The organism is Levilactobacillus paucivorans (assembly GCF_001437125.1).
GTDB lineage: Bacteria > Bacillota > Bacilli > Lactobacillales > Lactobacillaceae > Levilactobacillus > Levilactobacillus paucivorans.
On the sequence record NZ_JQCA01000122.1, the window covers coordinates 1 to 1,339 of the forward strand.

The following is a 1,339-nucleotide window of genomic DNA, read 5'->3' on the forward strand; positions in this document are numbered from 1 at the left end:
GGGAGTGTCAAATTTTTTGTGTAAATGGAAGTCCTCTCCCATTAGCTAGCTTCTAATACATGGATTCTAACGTATCTTGAATTTGCTTGAAACCTCGATGCGTTCGCTCAAAATTTTGGCCGTTGTAGTCACGAATAACTGTGACCAGAACGCGTTCTAGTGCTGGTTCATTTGGAAATTGTTCTTTCTTCTTTGTCTGCCGTTTTAGCTTCTTGTTGAATGATTCAATGAGATTTGTGCTGTAGATGCTACTGCGTATCGCAGCTGGAAAAGTGAAACAGGTCAAGAGATGAGGATTATTTTCTAGCTTGCCCGTTACTTTTGGATACGCCTTTTGCCACTTGTCTATGAAGTCAGCTAAGGCCTGTTTTGCGTCGTCCATGGTAGCTGCTTGATGGATCAGTTTGAAGTCGTTAAGGACCTCTTGTCGGTCCTTAGTTCGAACGTGAGCTTCAATGTTCCGACTGACGTGGATCAGGCACTGCTGGAGCTTAGCCTTAGGGAAGTGGTCACCAATTGTGTTGGTAAGGCCGACTAAGCCATCGGCCACGAATAAGAGGACTTCTTTTACACCACGCTGCTGAATGTCCACGAGAAGCTCTTCCCAAACGGTACTGGATTCAGTTGGAGCGACTTGGTATGCTAGGACCTCTTTCATACCATTTGGTCGAATGCCAATGGCGATATGCACGGCTTCTTTAGCCACTGAGTCCCGGCGCAGAGGTAAGTATGTTGCGTCCACATAAATGACTGCGTAACGACTCGCTAGAGGGCGCGTCTTGAAGGCGTTGACCTGTTGGTCAACGACCTTCGTGAGGTTTGAAACCGTTTGTGGTGTGTAATGAGCACCATACATTTTCTCAATCAAATCCGCGATCTCACTAGTGGTAATCCCTTTTTCGTAGAGCTGGACAACCGTGGCTTCTAAACCATCCGTTTGGCGTTGATAGCTTGGAATAGTTTGCGTATTAAAGGCGCCATTTCGGTCGCGTGGAACCTCCAAGTTTAGTTCCCCATACTTAGTTTTAAAGGTTCGCAGATAATGCCCATTGCGTGAATTGCCGCTGTTAAAGCCTTGGCGGTCGTAGGGTTCATAACCGAGGAACGATGAAAGTTCCTCGTGCATTAAATCATTGATGGCCGTTTCCAAATGTTGCCGAAAAACTTCGTCCAAATCTTGCTTTTGTGCTAGTGCTGCCATAATTTCTTTGTTAAACTGAGTCATGGGGAAAGCCTCCTATGTCCTATGAAGTGAGTGTGGTTGCTAACTATCATAAGGGAGAGGCTTTCCCTTTTCAATTGCTTATTTTTCTATTTACACATAATTATTTAAACACTC

At 45.0% G+C, this 1,339-nt stretch carries 1 protein-coding gene; it reads right to left on the reverse strand.

The annotated features are described in order from the left end of the window. Window positions 1-52 precede the first annotated feature (52 nt). Entirely contained in the window at window positions 53-1,225 is a 1,173-nt protein-coding gene (locus IV54_RS09180) for an IS256 family transposase (RefSeq protein WP_057879063.1), read from the reverse strand. Window positions 1,226-1,339 lie beyond the last annotated feature (114 nt).

Bases quoted from the DNA above. Each gene is read 5' to 3' on its own strand.
- IV54_RS09180 (WP_057879063.1), bottom strand. From the start codon at position 1,225: ATGACTCAGTTTAACAAAGAAATTATGGCAGCACTAGCACAAAAGCAA.